The organism is Celerinatantimonas yamalensis (genome assembly GCF_046054155.1).
In the GTDB taxonomy this organism is placed as follows: domain Bacteria; phylum Pseudomonadota; class Gammaproteobacteria; order Enterobacterales; family Celerinatantimonadaceae; genus Celerinatantimonas; species Celerinatantimonas yamalensis.
Window position 1 is genome coordinate 18,958 of sequence record NZ_JBEQCT010000010.1, and the last position, 14,522, is coordinate 33,479.

At 45.2% G+C, this 14,522-nt stretch carries 18 protein-coding genes; 10 read left to right on the forward strand and 8 right to left on the reverse strand.

The genetic code is table 11. The annotated features are described in order from the left end of the window. Window positions 1–80 precede the first annotated feature (80 nt). Window positions 81–665: an FMN-dependent NADH-azoreductase gene (locus ABUE30_RS16700; protein ID WP_408624973.1), complete on the forward strand. Its 585-nt coding sequence runs from the start codon at window positions 81–83 to the stop codon at window positions 663–665. A 220-nt stretch (window positions 666–885) separates the two neighbouring features. Here ABUE30_RS16700 and ABUE30_RS16705 read toward each other — a convergent pair whose 3' ends face one another. Next, window positions 886–2,784: an ABC transporter ATP-binding protein gene (locus ABUE30_RS16705; RefSeq protein ID WP_408624974.1), complete on the reverse strand. Its 1,899-nt coding sequence runs from the start codon at window positions 2,782–2,784 to the stop codon at window positions 886–888. Window positions 2,785–2,869: 85 nt separating this feature from the next. Here ABUE30_RS16705 and ABUE30_RS16710 point away from each other — a divergent pair, with 85 nt between their 5' ends. Further along, window positions 2,870–3,058 carry a YheV family putative zinc ribbon protein gene (locus ABUE30_RS16710; RefSeq protein WP_408624975.1) on the forward strand — a complete coding sequence of 63 codons (189 nt, stop codon included), beginning with the start codon at window positions 2,870–2,872 and terminating at the stop codon, window positions 3,056–3,058. 4 nt (window positions 3,059–3,062) lie between these two features. Here the strand turns inward: ABUE30_RS16710 and ABUE30_RS16715 are convergent, their stop codons facing one another. Genes ABUE30_RS16715 through ABUE30_RS16725 form a run of 3 tightly spaced genes read right to left on the reverse strand, consistent with a single transcriptional unit; the run spans window position 3,063 to window position 4,702 of the window. Next, on the reverse strand, window positions 3,063–3,566 hold the full coding sequence (locus tag ABUE30_RS16715; RefSeq protein ID WP_408624976.1) for a GNAT family N-acetyltransferase: 504 nt from the start codon (window positions 3,564–3,566) through the stop codon (window positions 3,063–3,065). Window positions 3,567–3,580: 14 nt separating this feature from the next. Continuing rightward, a complete protein-coding gene (locus ABUE30_RS16720; protein WP_408624977.1) occupies window positions 3,581–3,796 on the reverse strand; it encodes a SlyX family protein in 216 nt (71 codons plus the stop codon). Between the two features lie 6 nt (window positions 3,797–3,802). Next, complete coding sequence (locus tag ABUE30_RS16725) at window positions 3,803–4,702, reverse strand: WD40 repeat domain-containing protein (RefSeq protein WP_408624978.1); 900 nt, start codon at window positions 4,700–4,702, stop codon at window positions 3,803–3,805. 245 nt (window positions 4,703–4,947) lie between these two features. Here ABUE30_RS16725 and fkpA point away from each other — a divergent pair, with 245 nt between their 5' ends. Continuing rightward, complete coding sequence (gene fkpA / locus ABUE30_RS16730) at window positions 4,948–5,733, forward strand: FKBP-type peptidyl-prolyl cis-trans isomerase (RefSeq protein ID WP_408624979.1); 786 nt, start codon at window positions 4,948–4,950, stop codon at window positions 5,731–5,733. A gap of 50 nt (window positions 5,734–5,783) precedes the next feature. On the opposite strand, the gene rsd is transcribed toward fkpA, so the two are convergent. Then, the gene (gene rsd, locus ABUE30_RS16735; RefSeq protein WP_408624980.1) at window positions 5,784–6,251 is read right to left on the reverse strand and encodes a sigma D regulator; all 468 of its coding nucleotides are present in this window, start codon (window positions 6,249–6,251) and stop codon (window positions 5,784–5,786) included. A 129-nt stretch (window positions 6,252–6,380) separates the two neighbouring features. On the opposite strand from rsd, the gene nudC reads away from it, so the two are divergent. From nudC to ABUE30_RS16750, 3 genes are all read left to right on the forward strand, one after another. Beyond that, window positions 6,381–7,232 carry an NAD(+) diphosphatase gene (nudC, locus tag ABUE30_RS16740; RefSeq protein ID WP_408624981.1) on the forward strand — a complete coding sequence of 284 codons (852 nt, stop codon included), beginning with the start codon at window positions 6,381–6,383 and terminating at the stop codon, window positions 7,230–7,232. Between the two features lie 127 nt (window positions 7,233–7,359). Then, the gene (gene hemE, locus ABUE30_RS16745; protein ID WP_408624982.1) at window positions 7,360–8,427 is read left to right on the forward strand and encodes a uroporphyrinogen decarboxylase; all 1,068 of its coding nucleotides are present in this window, start codon (window positions 7,360–7,362) and stop codon (window positions 8,425–8,427) included. A 132-nt stretch (window positions 8,428–8,559) separates the two neighbouring features. Then, complete coding sequence (locus ABUE30_RS16750; protein WP_408624983.1) at window positions 8,560–9,438, forward strand: sulfite exporter TauE/SafE family protein; 879 nt, start codon at window positions 8,560–8,562, stop codon at window positions 9,436–9,438. A gap of 2 nt (window positions 9,439–9,440) precedes the next feature. Here the strand turns inward: ABUE30_RS16750 and ABUE30_RS16755 are convergent, their stop codons facing one another. Further along, window positions 9,441–10,271, reverse strand: a complete 831-nt coding sequence (locus ABUE30_RS16755; protein ID WP_408624984.1) for a 5'-nucleotidase, lipoprotein e(P4) family — start codon at window positions 10,269–10,271, stop codon at window positions 9,441–9,443. A gap of 152 nt (window positions 10,272–10,423) precedes the next feature. Here ABUE30_RS16755 and ABUE30_RS16760 point away from each other — a divergent pair, with 152 nt between their 5' ends. Next, window positions 10,424–11,053 carry a hypothetical protein gene (locus ABUE30_RS16760; RefSeq protein ID WP_408624985.1) on the forward strand — a complete coding sequence of 210 codons (630 nt, stop codon included), beginning with the start codon at window positions 10,424–10,426 and terminating at the stop codon, window positions 11,051–11,053. 198 nt (window positions 11,054–11,251) lie between these two features. Here ABUE30_RS16760 and ABUE30_RS16765 read toward each other — a convergent pair whose 3' ends face one another. Next, entirely contained in the window at window positions 11,252–12,190 is a 939-nt protein-coding gene (locus ABUE30_RS16765) for a D-2-hydroxyacid dehydrogenase (RefSeq protein WP_408624986.1), read from the reverse strand. Window positions 12,191–12,358: 168 nt separating this feature from the next. On the opposite strand from ABUE30_RS16765, the gene ABUE30_RS16770 reads away from it, so the two are divergent. From ABUE30_RS16770 to ABUE30_RS16780, 3 genes are all read left to right on the forward strand, one after another. Then, a complete protein-coding gene (locus ABUE30_RS16770; protein ID WP_408624987.1) occupies window positions 12,359–12,943 on the forward strand; it encodes a YjaG family protein in 585 nt (194 codons plus the stop codon). 168 nt (window positions 12,944–13,111) lie between these two features. Continuing rightward, window positions 13,112–13,384: an HU family DNA-binding protein gene (locus tag ABUE30_RS16775; protein ID WP_408624988.1), complete on the forward strand. Its 273-nt coding sequence runs from the start codon at window positions 13,112–13,114 to the stop codon at window positions 13,382–13,384. Window positions 13,385–13,473: 89 nt separating this feature from the next. After that, entirely contained in the window at window positions 13,474–13,863 is a 390-nt protein-coding gene (locus ABUE30_RS16780) for a sirohydrochlorin chelatase (RefSeq protein WP_408624989.1), read from the forward strand. Between the two features lie 4 nt (window positions 13,864–13,867). Here the strand turns inward: ABUE30_RS16780 and ABUE30_RS16785 are convergent, their stop codons facing one another. Then, window positions 13,868–14,431 (reverse strand): YfaZ family outer membrane protein, encoded by a 564-nt coding sequence (locus ABUE30_RS16785; RefSeq protein WP_408624990.1) that lies wholly within the window; start codon window positions 14,429–14,431, stop codon window positions 13,868–13,870. Between the last annotated feature and the right edge of the window lie 91 nt (window positions 14,432–14,522).

The window sequence follows — 14,522 nt, forward strand, 5'->3', positions numbered from 1 at the left end:
CATAATGGTCAATATATTCAAATATATTCGAACGATTTAGCGTGATAATCTGTTTTTACTTACATTATGGAGGTTTATTCATGGCAAAGATTTTAGCATTAAAATCCAGCGTGCTGGGCGACTACTCCCAATCATCAAAACTGATTGATCAATTCCTTGCAACGCAAGATGCTGATGTGACTGTGCGCGATCTTGCTGCTAACCCAGTTCCAGTACTTGATGGTGAACTAGTTGGAATGCTGCGCCCCGCCGGTGAGTTAAGTGCTCGTCAGCAGGAAGCGAAAATACTCTCTGATACTTTGATTAAAGAAGTTAAAGAAGCGGATCTATTAGTTGTTGGTGCGCCTATGTATAATTTTGCGATCCCAACCCAACTGAAAACATGGTTTGATTTTGTTGCTCGCGCCGGTGAAACCTTTAGCTATACAGAAACAGGACCCGTAGGTTTAATCACCAATACCAAAGCATTGATTGTATCCACTCGTGGTGGTTTACATAAAGATGGTGGAAGTGACTTTGAGGTCCCTTATCTGAAAACATTGCTTGGCTTCTTAGGTATTAGTGATATTGAAGTTGTCTATGCAGAAGGTCTAGCAATGGGCGATGAGATGGCGAAAACACAGTTAGATAATGCCGCGTCACAATTGGCGAACTACAGCCTTTAATCTTGTTGTTGTAAAGCGAATAGGTTGCCGATAGGCGGCCTTTTTTTGAGTCTTAAAAAAGAACCCGGCAAAAAGCCGGGCGCTGTTAAAGCAAATACAAGCAAAAATATAATAACAAGCCTCTTCATCATAGAGGCTTTTTTTTAAAAAATAACTCATCCATCTGGGGTATATTTACAAAAATTTACATAAATCCAGTTAAATCCAATGAATATATGAGTCACTCTTGTGCTTGGATTATCTCATCGAGCTGTTCTTGGCAATCTAACCAGTCACTCTCATTTTCATCGAGTTGTTGGCGCAATGTCGTTTGGCTTTGCAATAATTGCGCTAACTCACTTTTGTGAGCCACATCATATATGATCGGATCGCTCATTTGAGTTTCAATGTCACGCAGTTTTGCGGTGAGCTTGTCGGTTTGTTTTTCCAGTTGTGCTATTTTTTGACGCAGTGGCTGAGTTTGCTTGCGCAGCTCTGCCTGTTGACGTTTTTGATTTTGCCGTGACGATGTTTTCGTTTCGTTTGATTTGTTACTGGTCGCAGCAGGCCTTGCCTGCTCACTGACCCAACGCTGATACTGCTCTAAATCACCTTCGAAAGCGCGCACTTGCCCTTCATCAACGAGATAAAATTCATCACAGCTAGCTCTGAGTAGTGCTCGGTCATGAGAGACAATGACCATGGCTCCTTCAAAGCTTTGCAGTGCGAGCATTAATGCGTGGCGCATCTCTAAGTCGAGGTGGTTGGTTGGCTCATCGAGCAGGAGTAGGTTGGGACGCTGCCAGACGATCATCGCTAGCACTAAGCGGGCTTTCTCGCCACCACTGAACGGAGCAACCAGATCCAAAGCTTTATCTCCAGCAAAACCAAAACTGCCTAAGTAACTGCGAAGTTTCGCCTCAGTGGCGTTCGGATCAAGGCGTTTTAAGTGGGCTAAAGGACTCTCTTGTGGACGCAATGTTTCAAGTTGATGCTGGGCAAAGTAGCCTATTTTTGCACCACCATTGACTTCAAGCTGGCCAGATTGCGCAATCAGATCACCGCTTAACAGCTTAATAAATGTTGATTTACCCGCGCCATTGCGTCCTAACAAGCCAATTCGGCTACCAGGGACTAGATTGAACTGAATATTTTCTAAAATGGTGACACCATCATAGCCTGCACTGATTTCATCCATATTGAGCAGCGGCATAGGCAGGGCATCAGGGGCTTGGAATTCAAAACTAAATTGTGAATCGGCGTGCGCTGGCCCGACCAATTGCATTTTCTCCAGCGCTTTAATCCGACTCTGAGCTTGCTTGGCCTTGGTTGCTTTATAGCGAAAGCGATCAACATAACTTTGCAAGTGTTCGCGTTGGCGCATCTGTTTTTCATGTAGGGCTTGTTGCTGCTCTAGTCTGGTGGCCCGCTGCGTCTCAAAACTTGAGTAGTTACCGGTATATTCATTGAATTGAGCATGTTCGATATGGATGATCTTCTGCGTGGTTTGGTCGAGAAAATCACGGTCATGAGAGATGATAACGAGCGTGCCGCTATAGCGACTAAGCCACTGTTCAAGCCAAACTACAGTATTGATATCGAGGTGATTGGTTGGTTCGTCAAGTAGCAATAAATCGCTGCGACAAAGCAGTGCTTGTGCGAGGTTCAAACGCATGCGCCAGCCCCCTGAAAAGCTTGCAACACTTTGTTGTTGACTCTCATCGCTAAAGCCTAGCCCTGCGAGTAAAGTGGCGGCGCGGGCCTGAATTTGATACCCACCAATCGCATCCAGTTGGCCATGTAATGACGCGATAGCGATGCCATCTTGGTTGGTTTCTGCGATGACTAAATCATTCATGATCTGGCGGTATTCTTGATCGCCATCGATGACATAATCCAAAGCGGAGCAATCAAGCGCTGGGGTATGCTGAGAGACACTTGCTATTTGCCAGTTGGCGGGAATATCAAGATTGCCTGCATCAACGCTTAACTCGCCTTTAAGCAAGCCGAAAAGCGATGATTTGCCGCAGCCATTTTGGCCAACTAAGCCCACTGCTTGACCAGGGTGAATGACCATGGAAGTGTGCTCGAGTAAGACTTTAATGCCTCGCTGTAAACTAATATTCTGGGCTGTGATCATATTAAGGGTTCGCTGTGCAATAATAAGGGATCATAACGTAAAAGCCGCCGGGCTGTCGAAAAGAACTATCATTAAGAAGGGCTAAATGAAACAACGATTTATCGCTGGGGCAGTCTGTCCCAAATGTCACGAGCAAGACTCGCTCGCCATTAGAACGACACCGCAAGAGCGCGACCAAGTGGTGTGCGTTAGTTGCGGCTATCACGCACTACAACCCGAAGATGTTGATTCATCGGGTTTTGGCGAGCGGATCGCGACTTTAAAACCTGAATAAGCTGTTAAACGGCATCAAGATGCTTACCTAAAATGGATAAGCTATAGCGCTGCTCATCAAGTTCTGCAATTTGGGGAAGCTCGCCCCATCGCTGGTACTCGTTGTGCTCAAACAATTTGATGCTAGGTATATTATGGCTAAAGATAAATCCTAATAACACCTTAATCCCTTGTTGCCGAGCAATCTGTTCAGTGCGCGGCAATATCCATTTTCCCAGTCCTTGGCCGCGAGCTTGCGGCGCTAGATAGATGCTTATTTCACAGGTGTGGCGGTAGGCCGGGCGCCCATAAAAGGGGCTGAAACTAAACCAACCGATTAACGTCTCTGCTTTGAAAATCGCATAAACGGGATGTCCCTGCTGCTGGTGCGATTCCAACCAACCGTGTCTATCGGCAAGCGTAATCGGTGTTATATCCGCGGTCACCTGCCGAGATGCAATGGTGCTGTTGTAAATACTGATAATCTCGGGGAGATCATCAGATGTTGCCGGTCGCAACTGATAATCCATACACTTATTTCCTGTTAGTAATGAGGCGGTGGAGTTTCTTCAGCTTGGGATGCGATTTGACTAGGCTGAACTTGCTGCAATTTATCACCGAGCAGTTTGATTTGCTGCGTCAATTTTTCAATCTGCCATTGTTGGTTAGTGACGGCATCGTTCAATTGGGCGATGCTATCGTCTTGGAAAGTGAGTTGGTTTTCCAGTTGTTCAATGCGAGCTTCTAAATAGGATGTCATAGTGTCTTAATGCTGATTGATGTGCCAATATTCGACCAACCCGGTGGAGCTGGCGCTGATAAGTTGACCATTGTTATCGATTGTGGCGTCATATACAACTGCACTCGCTGGGCGATGGGCATGATTCAGACCAACTTGCCAATTTTGTAGTAGTTGGCCAGTATGCGTATCCCATAATTGAATACGACGATTGGGTGAACCCGTTACTAACCATTTCCCTTGGTCGACAAAACGAGCACTGCTAAAGATCTGTTGGCGTGTATGGATGTTGAGTCGACTGATCTTTTGTCCAGAAGGAATTGCGTAGATCTGCGCTGTATGATGGCTATCTGCGGCAAATAAATAATGGCCGTCGGAGGAAAGGGCAATTTGGGTGACACGACTGTTTAGTTGCAGTTGGATGATAATCTGTGCTGTTTGAGTATCCCATAATAAAACTTTGCCCCCATTGCCAGCCGTTAAAGCGTAGCGACCATTCGCCGACAGACAAACTGCATTTATGGCTTCTTTGTGGCCTAAAAACTCTAAACGACGCCCTGTTCGTAGATTGATTGCCAGTACATGACCATTTTCAAGTCCAGCTAATACAGTTGTCCCAGAAGCCGACAGTGCGATATCACGAATCACGGACTGCTTGATAGCGTAAAATCCTAACGAATGGCCCGTTTGCGTTGACCAAACGGCAAAATCGTGGCGAGAAGCGGTGATCGCGAATTGATGCTCTGGAGCAAATTTTGCCACAAAAATGTTATTTTGTGATTGCTGCTGCCAACGAAAGCGAATTTTTGGGGTGGGCTGTAATTGCCAAAGTGTGACCTGCTGCGCGAATGTTGACATCAGACTCAAGCTTCCATCAGCACTTAATGCAGCGGTATAAGCCCCTTGTGGCGCCTGCTCAACGATCATGACTGAATCACTTTTAGGCGTGCAGCTACACACTAACCCAACTATAAGTAGAAGGCCCCATAAGCGGATTGTTAAGACGAACTTTTGTATGAAAAAAATAGCCATGCCTTCCTACATGAAGCGATAGACGCTAGTATAGTTCGCTCATCGATAGAGCGATAGTTATTCGAGTTAATGTTCAATATACGATCAAACCTAGCTTAAATCGCTTTTTCAAAGAAGTAAAAAGGTCTGGAGGCCGAACCATGAAGAAATATTTTGCAGTATCACTGTTAGCTGCGTCCATGTGTACTTTTGTTAGCCAAGTGAATGCGGCAGAGAAAGTACAATTAAAAACAGAAGCGCAAAAACAAGCCTATGTGCTGGGCGCTTCAATGTCTCGTTATGTGGATCAGGTTCTCAAACAACAAGAGAAATTGGGCCTGAAATTAGAACGTAGTTATGTCATTGCAGGGATGCAAGATGGTTTAACCGACAAGATCCAGTTATCTGACAAACAGATGCAGTCAACACTGCAAGGCTTAAAAAAACAGTTGATCAAACTGTCTGAAGCAAAAGCTGAGAAAGCGGCAGCGAAAAACAAAGCAGATGGCGAGAAATTTTTAGTCGATAATGCCAAAAAAGCAGGTGTTAAAACCACTAAATCTGGTTTGGAATACAAAGTCTTGAAAAAAGGTAGCGGTCCTCGCCCTAGTGCTGATGATATTGTCACAGTTAATTATAAAGGGACGTTGGTTAATGGGACAGAGTTTGATAGTTCCTACAAACGTGGTAAACCCGTTACATTCAAGTTAGATCAAGTGATCCCAGGTTGGACTGAAGGTGTTCAGTTGATGCACGAAGGGGCCAAATATGCATTCTATATCCCAGCTAAACTCGCGTACGGCAGTCAAGCAAATGGTCAGATCCCTGCCGATTCAACATTGATTTTTGATGTGGAACTTCTCAAAGTGAAACATCCTCAAAAGCAAGCTGAAAAAGCTAAGCAAGCTGATAAAACCGCGCCTAAAGCCGCGCCTAAAGCCAACTAATTGAGACGCGTGCCCATGTGTCCACATGGGCCGTAGACTGCTTGAGGATCTTATGCTGGCGATTGTTCATCAACAGTATGCTGGTAGAGCTCACCGAGCAGTTTATCTTCAATACTAAAGCGCTGTTCTAGACTTTCCCCTAAAGAGCTAAGAACCGCTATAAAATGATTAAGCTCACTGACCTCGGCGACATTGTTAAAGCGATCATAAAAATCCAAAACCTGATCGGTGCTGGCGGTTAATTGACTGATGTAACCATCAACTCGTTGGTAATCTTGGCAATCATCAATGATTTGATCAAAAATTCCAAAGTGGCCAGTGGATACATAATCGACCAAATGGTGACAAAAGTGTTGAACAGCTTCTATCTGCTCAGCGCCATCGAGTGGTTTGGACTGTTTTTGTCCAACTAATTGGCAGTATTCAACTAATAGATTTTTACGGGCGGTCAGCCAGTTGTCTATTGATTGGTTCGCACCACCCCAGCGTTGTTGTGCTTGAGCCACACGTTTAAGCATAAGTACCTCCGGCAATAAGATGTCGGTTGGGGTTATTAGCCCCATCACCATTTAACTTTGGCTGAATGCACACAAGAGGTCAAGTGGGTTTATTAGATGATTTTTTTATCAATATAGTCCGGGGGATTTATGTCTTTACCACAAGTGCGCCATCCTAATACTGAGTCGTTGCCCGGCTGGTGGTTTTTCACCTGTCACGAACTGCTGTTGTGTGTTCATCAGGGAACTCGCATTCCCTTTGGTCAATTTACGGAAATGCCAGTTTCTACATACTGGCTTGCTCAAGCGGAGCATTTTACTGATTATCGCGGCGAGCCTTGCTATCGACTCGAACTGGATAAACCGATTGATTTGGGCGTTGGTGAGTGGTTGCCTCTGTATGCATTGCTCAGTGAGTTGGATGAAGCACTATTTATGATAGCTGGGCAGGCGATGCAACAGGCGTTGTTCTTGGCAACGCATCGGTTTTGTGGGCGCTGCGCCAAGCCAATGCAACGTATTGATTGGGAGCTTGCCATGCACTGCAATGACTGTGGGTTTCGCGCCTATCCACGGATTTCACCGAGTATTATCGTGGCAATTCGCCGCGGAGAACAAATTTTACTCGCTTGTCATAAGAGTCATCTTAAGCGCCATATTTCGATTTATACGGCGGTCGCCGGATTTGTCGAAGCTGGTGAAACGCTTGAGCAGTGTGTCCATCGAGAGGTCGGTGAAGAAGTTGGTATTCGCGTCAATAATTTACGTTATGCAGGTAGCCAACCTTGGCCTTTTCCACATTCGATGATGGTGGCCTTTTTGGCTGACTATCAAAGCGGCCAATTACAGATCCAACGCAGTGAGCTGACTGATGCGCAGTGGTTTTCTCTGGATGCGCTGCCAACTTTGCCGTCTGTTGGGACGATTGCGCGTGCGATCATTGACCAATTGGTAGACATCATTCGCGCACAAACAGCAACAACTAAGAGGCTCAAGCGCTAAACGGATGAGTAAATCAGCGTCAGAGGTGGAATACATTATTAATGATCAGGTTAATTCATCGCGTTTGCTTGGGTTTACGAGGAAAGCACCCTACAATGCCCAAAGTTTAAGTACCATAGGATGTAGCATGACTGACTTGAAAAATGACCGTTATTTGCGCGCTTTGTTGCGACAAGATGTTGATATAACACCGGTTTGGATGATGCGCCAAGCCGGTCGCTATCTTCCTGAGTACCGCGCATTACGCGCTGAGGCCGGCGATTTTATGTCGTTATGTCAAAGCCCTGAATTAGCCTGTGAAGTGACCATGCAGCCGCTGCGCCGTTATAACTTGGACGCAGCTATTCTTTTCTCTGATATTTTGACCATTCCTGATGCGATGGGATTGGGATTGTATTTTGAGACAGGTGAAGGGCCTAAATTTGAACGCCCGCTGCAAACTCGCTCCCAGATTGCAGCGTTACCTACTCTTGATCCGCTGGTCGACTTGGCTTATGTGACGCAAGCGGTTAGCACTATCTCTCGTGAGCTTGCCGGTGCTGTGCCTTTGATTGGTTTTTCTGGAAGCCCATGGACACTTGCCACTTACATGATTGAAGGGGGATCGAGCAAACAGTTCTCTAAGATCAAAAAAATGATGTTCAGCGATCCCCAATCATTGCATCTGTTACTGGGTAAGCTAGCTGACGCGGTGATCAGCTATTTGAATGCACAAGTTGATGCTGGGGCTCAAGCATTGATGTTGTTTGACACCTGGGGTGGCGTCTTAAGTCCTGATTGTTATCGATTTTTCTCATTAGATTATATGCAAAAAATAGTCGAGGGGGTGACTCGGGAGTCCCGTGGGCGGCGTGTTCCTATCACTTTGTTTACTAAAAATGGCGGTCAGTGGTTAGAATGGATTGCCGACACAGGGTGTGACGCTATTGGTATTGATTGGACGACCGATATGGCGCAAGCGAAGCTGCGTGTTGGGCATCGAGTTGCACTGCAAGGGAATATGGATCCTTCCATGTTATATGCCAACCCGAGTGAAATAGAACAAGAAGTTCAACGTATTCTGGCGCAATTTGGCCAAGGCCGCCATGGCCATGTGTTTAACTTAGGCCATGGTATCCATCAAGATGTTCTTCCAGAGCATGCGGGTGTATTTGTTGACGCGGTTCATCGTTTTAGCCGTGCTTATCACGGGTAACTTATCTGTCGTCATAAGCTGCAGAGTTGATATTCGCTAACATTAAGCTGCGGCTTTTTATTTCCTCCTAAAGCTCAAGGGCTTCTCTTTGTCTTCGGGTTGTTATATTCACTTGTTAGGATAAGTCGCAAGATGGGTTGGGCTCGCGCGCAGTGGCCGACCCAGGAGTGTGCGGGAATATTATTCGTCCCGATGTTGTTAGGGCGATTACTTGAGGTAATAAACAACATGTTTTTGATCTGTCTGGGGCTTGGTGCTTTTGCTGGTGTACTCTCCGGATTATTCGGTTTGGGTGGCGGGGTCTTGATTGTTCCGGCGCTGGTGATGGTTTTTCATTGGGCTCATTTTTCCTCGCAACTGGCTATCCATATGGCAATGGGAACCTCATTGGCAACCATTATTGTGACAGCTACAAATTCAACATATGAGCATCAAAAACGCGGTGGAATTGATTGGTCGATTGTTCGACAAATGAGTGTTGGTATCGTGTTTGGTGCGCTGCTAGGGAGTATTGGTGCGCACTTTATTGATGGTGAACTGTTAGAAGAGTTGTTTGCTATCTATTTGGTCTTGATTGCGCTGAAGATGTTATTGAGCCGCACTCAAGTGCACCAGCGATCGATGCCTGCGCCTTGGGTGAGTGCTCTTGTCGGTGGGGTCATCGGGTTTAAATCAGCATTATTTGGTGTCGGTGGTGGGACTGTCTCTGTGCCTTTTTTAAATTATTGTGGTCAATCTATGAAGCGAGCTGCGGGGATATCGGCGGCCTGTGGATTGCCCATTGCACTGACGGGGTCTTTGGGTTACATCATCAGTGGTTGGCATCAATCCAATTTACCACCATGGAGTATTGGCTATATTTATTTGCCCGCATGGCTTGGTATTGTGTTAACCAGTGCGATTTGTGCACGCCTTGGTGCTCGATTGTCACACTGCTGGCCACAGCAGCGCCTACAACGTTTATTTGCGCTGCTGCTATTGGCTATCGCGGCCAATATTTTACTGAGTTAACGCTATTTGGGGTGCCAGCTGTTCAGTGTTTGATGGCGCAGTTCATTTTTTTGCGTCGCATTTGCACCCCATCGATAATGCAATACGGCACCATCCCACGTTCCATAAATTGGGTTCGGTAGAACAACATATTCGTCGCCCCACTTAGCCTTGTATTGGTTGGCTAACTGCGAACGTTGCACGGTGCTTTTGCCGTCAAATTTTTGAGTGAAATCACCCAAGTTATCTCCCATATACACGGCAACATCATAATTATCACGGACCTTATCACGACGAGGTCCCTTGTTGCTGGTGGTCGTTTTCATCAATAAATGATCATTATTGGCATCGGGAAAACCAAGCTGTTTGAGATTATTGAGAGTAGCTTGGCGGACCTTATCCGAGCGATTGGTAATATAGAAAATTCGAATGCCATTCTCACGAGCGTAATTTAAAAAGGTGAGTGCGCCAGGAATTGCGGTTGATTGTTCATCGTTAACCCATTGCTGCCACGTTTTACCTGAGTAGCCTTGATTTTTCCCAACCAACCAAGCTTGATACGGCAGGTTATTCATCACCGTTTCGTCAATATCAACGACAACCGCTAATGGCTTACTATGATCACTGTTTAAGGCTTGTTTAACCCGCAGGTGGGCAATATTAAAGGCTTGAAAACATAAAGCCCGATATTCAGCGGATTTTTGCATCCATAAAAGCCCTTGAATCTGCTGCTCATTCAGATCTTTGGTTGTATAGCTGGATGGTGGGGTGGCTGTGGTTTGGGTCATGTGTGTTTGCGCGCAGCCTGCCAGTACCAGTGATGTTAGGCTGACAAGGGCCATTTGTTTAAACATGTAATCATTCCTTTTGAAGTGTAATGCACATTTTATCATGCCAGAGGTGGCCTTAATTTAGGTAGTGATTATAGATCATATTTTGAGTGCTCTCATGGTATAGGGATTTTCCCCAATTGAGGACTTGGGTTTGGCTCTCTATGCTAAGCATCATGAATGAAGGACGTAATGTGGCGTTTTGTCGCCATCAATTGTTGCAGTGTGAGGAGCTCATGCATTTTAAACGATGGCTTACTGATGAGCGACATAACCAATTGATGGGTTATCAAATAGTTTCTAAACAGCAGCCACTTGAGGCTCGCCAGCTGTTAATGCTCGCACAAGAAGGTGCGCAACAGTTGTTGTCTGAGCAACAAGACGGCCGTTTGCTATTGCCGGTTAGCCCAGAACAATTGTGCGATGAACCATTGATGAATCAGCTACTCGATCAATTGCTCAAAGAGCGTTTTTCATGGCGTAATCTGGTGTTGGTTATTGCCAGTGAACCTGATGCGGTGCAGCTTGAGCGTTTTAATCAAGCGGCTTATCGATTGCATGGCTGTCAGGTCGAGCTGTGGCTCTCAGTGACAGACTTTGCGGCCCCTAATGAGCTGTTGGTCGATGCATTGTTGATTGATAGCACGGCGTTGCCGTGCCCTCTAGACCCTTTGCCAAAATGGGATGAAGTTTTGTTTTCACTTGAACAGGCTCATCTTCCTTTGATCTGGGTTGAACCACCTTCAGAAGCGTTGTCCACATGCCTTCAAGATCCTACTTATGTTGTGCTAAGTTCGCTGCATTAGTGTCGTTGTGTTCGCCGTGAGAATTTAAGAGTTGTGTATTTTAGGTCGTGATAAGTTGAGTATCAGATGAGGCTGTGTACAGTGATTCGCTCACTGAGGTTGGCTCATTCATTGTCTGTTAAGGACTGTATAACGAACTTTGTGCGAGATGCGAGTGAACTCAACTTTCAAAGTCGTACTTATTGCCTTGATGGTTGCTCAATAGCCAGTTGCAAAATCGACTAGATATAAGAGTGTTTGACCATTGAGGTAGCGGTCGAGATTTTCCATGATGATAGGTTCTATATCTTCGATTTGCGAGGGGGCGGCAACATGAGGGGTGAAGGTAATTTGTGGATGATCCCAAAAAATATGGTCGCTATTCAGCGGTTCTGTTGGTGCGACATCCAAGACTGCTTGTGCTTTTGGGTGATGCTCTAAAAAGGTGAGTAATGCAGCTTCATCGATGCTATTGGCTCGCCCTACATTAATCAATAATACTTCATCACAGAGTGTATCTAATAGCGCGTGATTGATGATGCCTTGTGTTTGCGGGGTGCTCGGTAGCAAATTTACCACAATATCGGCATGCTCGAGTAACGATTTGCTGTGTTCCCACGTGCAGACATGGTCGAAGGCCTCGTGAGCGTTTCCACGACGACTTATCGCCGAAGTTTTCAGATTAAAATGGCGCGCGGTTAGAGCCAATTTTTGGGCCAACGATCCACTGCCAAGGCAGACCATTTGGTAATCACGCAATGGACGATAAGGCTGAGGTTGCCAACGATGTAAATGCTGTGCTTCGAAGTAATGGCGATGTTGACGCTGCCACGCCAAAATGTAGCTGAAGACATATTCGCTCATGAAAGTGCCCAGTGCATAGCGGATGTTGGTTAACTGATAGTTTTGACGAAGGTGAGGGGCGAGTAGTGGTTCAATGCCTGTAAAAGTAGATTGAAACCAGCAGAGATTTGGCATTTTTTCGATAAGAGTTTGACCATCATTAGGGGCGCAAATAAGAATGCTTGCATTGAGTGCGTCAAGTGGGAGCTGCTGCAGGTCGTCACCATAAAAAACCTTCAAGTCGGGCCGACGTTGTTGTATTTTGTGTGCCAATGAATGTAAAGATGGGCCATATAGTGTGATGCTAACAGACATGAAGGCTCCTATGTGCTGTTGATAAGATAATGATATTGATTAAATTTTCTGCTTTTCTACTGATAATACCGCAGAATTGCTACTTTTCATTGTTTTTAAAGCGATAATACTGGTGCTTTGGCTACTTTCTTTTACAATTGGGACTTTCATCAGCCAGAGGTTTCGTTGATGCTATCAGACTCTTTTTTAACACAGCTAGGACAGTTGCAGCGTCTGCCTCAAACACTGTTTTGTGTCTGTCTCACGCAGCGGATGATGCCAAATTATCAGTTGTTTGCTGAGAGCACTGAATTTGCTTCAGGGCAGGCTTTGAGGAAATATCTTGATCTATTTTGGGAATACTTAGCGTACCCAAAAGCTCGAATCAACTTTGCCCTGCAACGTGAGCAATTTGAGCCATTGATCCCAGAGCGCAATCATTTTGATGTGTATGGGGTCTATCCAGCCATTGATTGCTGTGTCTCGTTTGATGTACTGTTTAGCAGTATATTGGCGCCAGAGGGTGATGAAGCTTGTCAGGCTAGCCAGATATCAATGGGCTCGGTGATGAATTTTTTAGAAATGCAGTTCGGTGAACTGGGCGATGAGCAGTTTTCACAGCAGCCGCTCATTGAACAAGAATTGGCATTTCAGCAACGTTGTTATGATCTTGCTTGTGCTTTCAAGCGTGATCATAATTTTATTAAAGAGGTCAGAGAAATCGCGCGACATGAAGATGTCAGCAATCTGGGGGTCTGTTTGCGGGATGAGTAATTCCTGTTACAGTAATGAAAGACGTTGGGAAAATCGATAAAAACATGTCGATAACTGTTAGTCCCCCGTCAAATCAGGCTTCTTGGGTAAAAAATCTTTGCGAAGCGTATTTTTTTCTCTTAAAGTGTTCTCGGCTAATCGAAAATAATCACAAAGGATTACTTATCTATGAATAAAACTGAACTGATTGACGCTATTGCAGAAAAAGCGGATCTGTCTAAAGCTCAAGCTAAATCAGCACTCGACGCTACTTTGGAATCTATCACTGAAACGCTTAAAGGCGGTGGTCAGGTTCAGCTGATTGGTTTCGGTACTTTCAAAATTAATCATCGTGCAGCTCGTACTGGTCGTAACCCACAGACTGGTGCTGAAATTCAGATCGCTGCTGCGAATGTTCCTGCATTCGTTTCTGGTAAAGCACTGAAAGAATCTGTTAAATAATCCAGCACTTCAGAGATCTGTCGTGTTAAGGTTGATATGGGTAGATTTTCTACCCATATTTTTTTGTTTAAAATTGCTCAGGGAAAGTGATGTCGACAGCATTTTTATTAGTGGCACACGGAAGCCGACGCACCCTATCAAACGATGAAGTGATGGCTTTAACTAAGCAACTTGCATCGCGCATGAGCGAGTGCTTTAGCTCGATTAGTTGTGCTTTTTTAGAACTTGCAGAACCCGCATTTGAGTCAGCTTTAGCTGGGTTGCTTGAGCAAGGGAATACAGCGATTGTTATTTTCCCTTACTTTTTAGCGGCAGGTGCTCATGTTAGTCATGACATCCCAACAATTGTTTCGCAGTTGCAAACTCAATATCCCAATTGTCAAATTACGGTGCTGGCTCACCTAGGTAAGCAGCGCGAATTAGCCGGGCTGATTGAGCAGGCTGTGCTACGTAGCAGCAATAGTCATGATGTTGCCTAAGCGGCTAGAAACTATAATCTGAACCAATATAAAAGTTGTTTTGATAGCGTAGATCAGGGCCGGCACTATAGCCAAAAGTCGTCCGGCGCCAGCCGACTACAACGTTGACATTATCCACTGCGTTATACGATGCTTTGACCCCATAAGATAAATAGCGATCGATATGATGGAACGATAAAATGTCTGGCGAATAATACACATCTCCCCCAGCTTTAAGGCGATCATTGAGTTGATATGCGTAATGACCGCCTAATGCTAACACGCCGCCATCGTCGTGACCTTTGGCAAACAAAACGATTGCTTTGGCTCCTAACCCATATTCAACTCTGCCATTTTGTTGCACAAAATCAACGCCAACGTTGCCTATTGTGCCATTGTCGCTTGAATATTGCCCATTGGCAGAGAATTGCAAATTGTCATTGGGCATAGCTTGAATGCCACCAGACACGGTTGTGTCATTGACTTGAAAATTAATATTATTGTTGTTGTGCCCTGATGAAGCTGCTGTGGCTGCTTGCATGCTAAGCAGTGAACTGGTCATTGCCAGTACAATTGTTAATTTACGCATAGTTCTAGTCTCTTTGGGTTGCAGTCAGAATCATTTATCCAGCATTATATAGCATGAACCAATAGATCACTTGATACGTCATTTTTTTGTC

Bases quoted from the DNA above. Each gene is read 5' to 3' on its own strand.
- ABUE30_RS16750 (WP_408624983.1), top strand. From the start codon at position 8,560: ATGGGTTGGGCTCGCGCGCAGTGGCCGACCCAGGAGTGTGCGGGAATA.
- ABUE30_RS16700 (WP_408624973.1), top strand. From the start codon at position 81: ATGGCAAAGATTTTAGCATTAAAATCCAGCGTGCTGGGCGACTACTCC.
- ABUE30_RS16765 (WP_408624986.1), bottom strand. From the start codon at position 12,190: ATGTCTGTTAGCATCACACTATATGGCCCATCTTTACATTCATTGGCA.
- ABUE30_RS16710 (WP_408624975.1), top strand. From the start codon at position 2,870: ATGAAACAACGATTTATCGCTGGGGCAGTCTGTCCCAAATGTCACGAG.
- ABUE30_RS16705 (WP_408624974.1), bottom strand. From the start codon at position 2,784: ATGATCACAGCCCAGAATATTAGTTTACAGCGAGGCATTAAAGTCTTA.
- ABUE30_RS16775 (WP_408624988.1), top strand. From the start codon at position 13,112: ATGAATAAAACTGAACTGATTGACGCTATTGCAGAAAAAGCGGATCTG.
- nudC (WP_408624981.1), top strand. From the start codon at position 6,381: ATGTCTTTACCACAAGTGCGCCATCCTAATACTGAGTCGTTGCCCGGC.
- hemE (WP_408624982.1), top strand. From the start codon at position 7,360: ATGACTGACTTGAAAAATGACCGTTATTTGCGCGCTTTGTTGCGACAA.
- ABUE30_RS16785 (WP_408624990.1), bottom strand. From the start codon at position 14,431: ATGCGTAAATTAACAATTGTACTGGCAATGACCAGTTCACTGCTTAGC.
- ABUE30_RS16720 (WP_408624977.1), bottom strand. From the start codon at position 3,796: ATGACATCCTATTTAGAAGCTCGCATTGAACAACTGGAAAACCAACTC.
- ABUE30_RS16755 (WP_408624984.1), bottom strand. From the start codon at position 10,271: ATGTTTAAACAAATGGCCCTTGTCAGCCTAACATCACTGGTACTGGCA.
- ABUE30_RS16715 (WP_408624976.1), bottom strand. From the start codon at position 3,566: ATGGATTATCAGTTGCGACCGGCAACATCTGATGATCTCCCCGAGATT.
- ABUE30_RS16725 (WP_408624978.1), bottom strand. From the start codon at position 4,702: ATGATCGTTGAGCAGGCGCCACAAGGGGCTTATACCGCTGCATTAAGT.
- rsd (WP_408624980.1), bottom strand. From the start codon at position 6,251: ATGCTTAAACGTGTGGCTCAAGCACAACAACGCTGGGGTGGTGCGAAC.
- ABUE30_RS16770 (WP_408624987.1), top strand. From the start codon at position 12,359: ATGCTATCAGACTCTTTTTTAACACAGCTAGGACAGTTGCAGCGTCTG.
- ABUE30_RS16780 (WP_408624989.1), top strand. From the start codon at position 13,474: ATGTCGACAGCATTTTTATTAGTGGCACACGGAAGCCGACGCACCCTA.
- fkpA (WP_408624979.1), top strand. From the start codon at position 4,948: ATGAAGAAATATTTTGCAGTATCACTGTTAGCTGCGTCCATGTGTACT.
- ABUE30_RS16760 (WP_408624985.1), top strand. From the start codon at position 10,424: ATGAATGAAGGACGTAATGTGGCGTTTTGTCGCCATCAATTGTTGCAG.